We start from the raw sequence: 5862 nt of genomic DNA on the forward strand, positions 1-5862 counted from the left end.
ATAATCATATATCTCTTTGGTTTCATTATCGAAGTATTGGTGCAGGCTGACAGTCAATATGTTGTTTTTGTCCTGTTGTATTATTTCATTATTTGATGTGAAAGTCATTATCAGCCATCTTGATGCATTTATCTTCCATGCATCCCAATCAGAGCTATGCGGAGAATAATAGTGACCTATGTCATTCTGACCCCACCAGCAATATAATAAGGAGGCATTGTCATCCAATGCAACATCACCATATGCCTTGCCGCTATTAAGATGTATATAATTTCCAACAAGAGCACAGCTTTCCATTTTAAGTTCAGTGTCTTTAAAGTTGTTGGATACTGCTGCATGGTTTGTAACATAATTTTTTTCAAAAATTGTATTGTATACTTCAGTTACAACATGCTGTCCGCTTGGAGGTGCAAGAATTGCTGCCGCATAATATTTGGCATATCCCTTAATAAATTGGCTGTTGTTGATTATTAGGTAATTATGATTGCTGATTGCACCGGCAGTATAATTGGTGCTTTGTTCGATAAAGCTGCAGTTGTTAATTGTTGCATTTGCTAAATTAAGTATTGCTCCTGCTGAATATATTGCATAATTCTTTAAAAACACCGTATTGTTGAAAGATGCAATTCCTCCACATGCAATAGCTCCTCCCACTCCTTTTTCAGCTAGAACATGATTTTCGCTGAAAAATGAGTTTTCGATTTTTGTAATACCTAATGAATATATGGCTCCCCCATATTGGAATGCGCTATTGTTGGTGATATTTGAACTTATTATGGTTAAGCTTCCCAGATTATTGTATATTGCCCCTCCATTAAGGCATGCATTGGAGTTTTTTATTGTACAGTTTATAAGGGTTAGTTCTCCTCCATCATTATAGATGGTTCCTCCGACGCCATTTTCTTCTCCGTCACCGCCCCCATTTATTAAAGTCAGTCCAATTAATGTTAATTTTGCAGGAGAATCCATTTTAAATATTCTATACATATTTTTCCCATCAAGGATTGTCTTGTCCTTTACTCCCACAATGCTTAATGTTTTATTAACGGTGAGATTAAAGTCATCATATGTTCCCTCTGATAAATAAATGGTTGTTTCTCCATAGCTGTTATCGATTCCTTGTTTAAGAGTTTTATATGGATTATTTTTGCTCCCATCACCAATTGAATCATTGCCATCTGTAGAAACATGAATTACATTTGAATTTTCTTTTAATTCTGTTTTTTCTCCAATTTCTAAATAATTCTGCAGTTCATCGTTTGAATTTTCCAAATAAGTGTTCTGATTGACATTTTCGATAGTATCAATTATATTATCATCAATATTTTGATTAATATTATTATCTGACAGTTCAACTGCACTAGCAGAATCAATAAGACAGAATATTATAGTAATAAGTGAAAATATAATTAAAATGGTTCTTAGATTATCATTTTTATTAATATTTTAGCCCCCATTTTTATAGATTTTTAATCAAATATAATGTATATTCATTTCGAAATATGTTTTTAATTTTAAGATTTAATTATTAAATATTTTTCTTTTTCAGTTTTGTTTGGAATTTTAAATTTCTGGTCCAAAAGGCCATGCAAATTCAAAAACTAAATCAGATAAGACGAATTTTGAGGGATGCTGCGGTTAATTTCAATTATAAAGATAACGCGTATTATGACTATAACTATATTGATTTTCAACAAAAATTAATTCGAATGAAACTTTTTTACTTTATTAATTTTCGATATTATTATTTTTCAGTTCATAAAATCTTAATTATCTTAAATCGGTGCTTTTAGATAAATTTAATTAATTGATATTTTTTTTATAAAAATATTTATTTTCAATAGAAATTAGTCAATATTATATAATATTAATTTATAATAATAAATTATAAGGATAATTTTCAATGATTTATTCTTACAAATTGAGCTTGAAGGAGGTGAAATATGAATAAAAAAGGTTTTATGATTGTACTTTTGATATTTTCGTTACTAACATTAAATGTTTGCGTTGCTCAAGAAATTGATAATTCTACGAATGCCAATGAGACATTATCTGTTTTGGATGAACCTGCATTGAAAGCATCCAATGATACGCAGGTTCTTGAAGCTATGCCTGACAATACTCACATTCAAGTTGAAAGTCAAACAAATTTTGATGTGATTGGAGATTACTTTAAGGTAAAATTATTGGATGACAATAATAACGCTCTTCAAAACGCTAAAGTAACTTTTACAGTCAATGGTAAAAGCTATAATAAAAACACTGATTCTGCAGGTATTGCCTCACTGCAAATACGATTGAAGGACGGATCTTATAATGTTGTAACTAAATTCGCTGGAAATTCAAATTATAAATCTTCCTCTCTGACTACTAAGATTACTATGGACAATACTCGTGAAGTGGAAAGTGGAATGAGCAATGCCCAAATCCAGAATATCATTGATAATGCTAAAGAGAATAATGTAATCTTGTTTAAAGGTAAAAGCTATTCAGATATTAATTTGGTTGTTACAAAATGCTTGACATTACAGAGCAATGTTCAAACTACACTAAAATCAAGTTCATCAACTCCCGTAATCACTGTTAAGGGAAAAAGCGCTTCTTTAACAAAAGTTAAGGGATTTAAGATTGACGGAGGTGGCGGAATCAAAGTTGATGGCGCCGATTATGTAACCATTTATGGAAATGACATTACCTCAAAAGGCAACGGCATTGTTGCTTTAAACACTAAATACTTAAACATTACTAAAAATAATATTGTTAAAAATTCTGAAAGCGGAATAATTCTTGCTGAGTCAAGTTATTCATATATTCTTAACAATAAAATTGCAAATAATGCTAAAAATGGTGTTGAAGTAGCTAAATCCAGTAATGTTTATATTCATGGAAATACCATATCCGGCAATGGCAAGAATGGAATTTATCTGGACAGTAAAGTCAATGGCAAGAACTATGGTGAAGGACCTGACAATTTGCACATTTATAAAAACACGATTTCTAAAAATAGTGAAAATGGCATTTATATTAACAAGGCAGGAGATGATGTGGCTATAAAAGGAAATTCAATTGAATCCAACACTCAAAACGGAATTTCCCTATCAGAAATTGGCAATAACAAAATCCAATCAAATGTTATATCTAACAATGGATTTGTGGGTATTGAATTTGGCGGCAATTATGTCATGCCCAAAAATCAGGACATTTCATATAATGCCATTGTAGGAAACGTGGAGCGTGAAGTTGAAGCTAGAGATACTTATTACAGCAACAATGATAATCAATTGAAACTTGGAGACAATTGGTACAGTGATGGTGTAATTTGCCCTAAAATCAAAACAAATAAAATAAAATTCACTGTCACCCAGACAGGTCCAAACCAATTTCAGGCTTCATTTATAGATTCTAATGGTAATTTGGCCAGTTTACTCCCCGACAGGACATTGTCATATCGGATTAATGATGGAAAAAGCATATCAATAACTGTTAATGGTGGAATAGCTACATTTACCGTAGATGCAAAAGATGGCGATCTTGTTAAGGCAACCGTTGACTCTTCAAGAAGAGATAATACTTATGATTCAGATGCCAAATCTTCTTCAAATGTAAACAATGGGATAGCACAAGATTATGAATATCCATCAATTCCAAATTACCAATTGTTTGAGGATATTGGAAATGGTGGTGGAAGCGGCACAGGTAATGGGGCAGGGCATGGCTCTGGCGGAAACTATAATAAAGGAAATGGCCATTCAAATGTTGAAAGCAGTGAAAATACTGGAAACAGTACTTTTAGTCAAAAAACAGAACCTGCAAATAATGCAAATAATCAGATAAATGATGTAGAGCAAAGCTATGAAACACAAACATCAACTTCCCCTTCCAGTGCATCTGAAAGCAGTTCTGGTGTAGATGCAGATTCAGGTTCAACTCCACAATCTGTAGTAAAACAAATATTAATCGATGATGATGAATTTTATAAAGTTACTGGAGTTTCATTCATAATTCTGTTAATACTTTTAACAATCGGATTCTATTATCGTGAAGATATACGTGAAATGAAATCAAAACTGTAAATTTCATCTCTTTTCTTTTTTTATTTATTTTCATATGAAATTTAAAGCTATTTAGTCTAATTTCTTGTTTTTTCTGTATCCTATTATTAATAAAATCAATACAATAACAATCATTGCAATGAAGTGTTCAATGTCTAAACTGCTTTTCTTTGCAACAGACCCTCTGTTAGTTTTGTTTAACTCATAAGCTTTGCTGTCCTCACCATAAGAGGTTGAATTTCCAACAACCAACTGTTGATTAATGTCACTTTCGATTATATTGGATGCAGCATCCGAATTTGAAGTCATTGTATTATTCTCATAGGATTTTGCTTTATTTAAATTTTTTTCTACATTGGGATTTTTCAAAACATTTGAATGGTGGGTATGGATGTCTTTGTAATTATTTTCCTTTTGATTAGGTGTTTCTGGAGTTTTGAATTGGCTTTTAAGAGTGTCTAAAGAATTTTCAGGGAAAAAATCCTTAATCAAATCATCATATTTATCTAAATGATTCAGATTTAAAACGCTAAATAAATTAGATTTGATGGTGGATGATACATGGCTTCTTGTTGTTACATGATTTGGATCAATTACAGAGGGGTCATTTGGATTTTCATCTCCCCAATCATTATTGTCGAATTTTGTGTATAGGCTTTTAGTGTCTTTCCATTTGATGAATATTTCCTGGCCATAGGGTGATGTATTATTGGTAATTATGTTATTGTGGATATTCATCACGGTTTTTGCATCATACATAGGCTGCTGAATGTAGAATGATCCTCCTGTTTCTCCGCCGTTGTTATTGGTTATGATGGAATTTTCCAGATTTATATTGCCTGAAATCATTACTGCTCCGCCGTTTGTCCCTGCGGTATTGTTCATAAAGATGCATCTGTTGATATGTGATTCGCCGGACCAGCTGTAATATGCTCCGCCCCATTCATCCGCATGGTTGAACATGAAAATACAGTCTTCAACATTACCGTATCCGGAAACACTTACCCTTATCGCTCCGCCATCTCTATGTGCGGAATTATTGATAAAAACGCAGTTGTAAATGTCTGAATCGGCAAAACAGGTTGTTACTGCTCCTCCGTCATGGCCGGCATGATTATTCATGAAAAAGGAATTATTCACTAACAGATATCCCCTATGGGTTTCGTTTCCATAATTGGATATTCCTCCGGCATTTACGCCGGCGGTATTGTTTATGAAATAGCAGTTGTCTACATAAACATGTCCTGTTTCCATCGAAATTGCTCCTCCGAAACCTTCTGTATTTGCATTGATAAATGTCAGATTTTTAAAAGTAACGTGCAAGGAATCATTTCTTATGAGAAATATGCTTGATTTGTTTTCTCCATCGATGATAACGTCGAGAGGTTTACTGTTTCCTTTTATTGTTAGGTTTTTTGTTATTTCAAAATCGCTGATTTTATAAGTCCCTTTTTCAAGTAGGATTACATCGTTGCTTTTTGCTTGTGATAATTCATTAATCAATTGTGAAGATGAATCTATTGGAATTTCCCCAATTTGAAGTTGATTTTCATCAGCTGTTGTTGCAGTTATTGTTGAATTAAGTGTATCTGCCGCATTTATGGATGAAATACTTAATAAAATTATTAGACTTACTAATATGAGAAAATATTTTGAATTGATTATTTCACCTCCTCATTTTTTAAGATTTGATTCTTATTTTATTTTTATGAAAGATATGATATATAATAATTATTATATCGTCTCTTTTTTAAAATTGAAATATTACATTAATTTTTAAGCTAAATTTCATAGAACTTTAATTTACTTA

General features: G+C 31.9%; 3 protein-coding genes. 1 reads left to right on the forward strand and 2 read right to left on the reverse strand.

What is annotated here, in order from left to right; genetic code table 11:
• The coding region (locus ACKI32_RS00510) for a hypothetical protein (RefSeq protein ID WP_407412724.1) at positions 1-1272 on the reverse strand (1272 nt) is incomplete at its 3' end.
• A 671-nt stretch (positions 1273-1943) separates the two neighbouring features.
• On the opposite strand from ACKI32_RS00510, the gene ACKI32_RS00515 reads away from it, so the two are divergent.
• Positions 1944-4073 (forward strand): right-handed parallel beta-helix repeat-containing protein, encoded by a 2130-nt coding sequence (locus ACKI32_RS00515; RefSeq protein WP_407412725.1) that lies wholly within the window; start codon positions 1944-1946, stop codon positions 4071-4073.
• Between the two features lie 51 nt (positions 4074-4124).
• On the opposite strand, the gene ACKI32_RS00520 is transcribed toward ACKI32_RS00515, so the two are convergent.
• Positions 4125-5555, reverse strand: a complete 1431-nt coding sequence (locus tag ACKI32_RS00520; RefSeq protein WP_407412726.1) for a hypothetical protein — start codon at positions 5553-5555, stop codon at positions 4125-4127.
• Between the last annotated feature and the right edge of the window lie 307 nt (positions 5556-5862).

The organism is Methanobrevibacter sp. (genome assembly GCF_045611865.1).
Lineage (GTDB): Archaea > Methanobacteriota > Methanobacteria > Methanobacteriales > Methanobacteriaceae > Methanocatella.

Coding starts and splice junctions, on each gene's coding strand:
- ACKI32_RS00515 (WP_407412725.1), top strand. CDS start 1,944: ATGAATAAAAAAGGTTTTATGATTGTACTTTTGATATTTTCGTTACTA.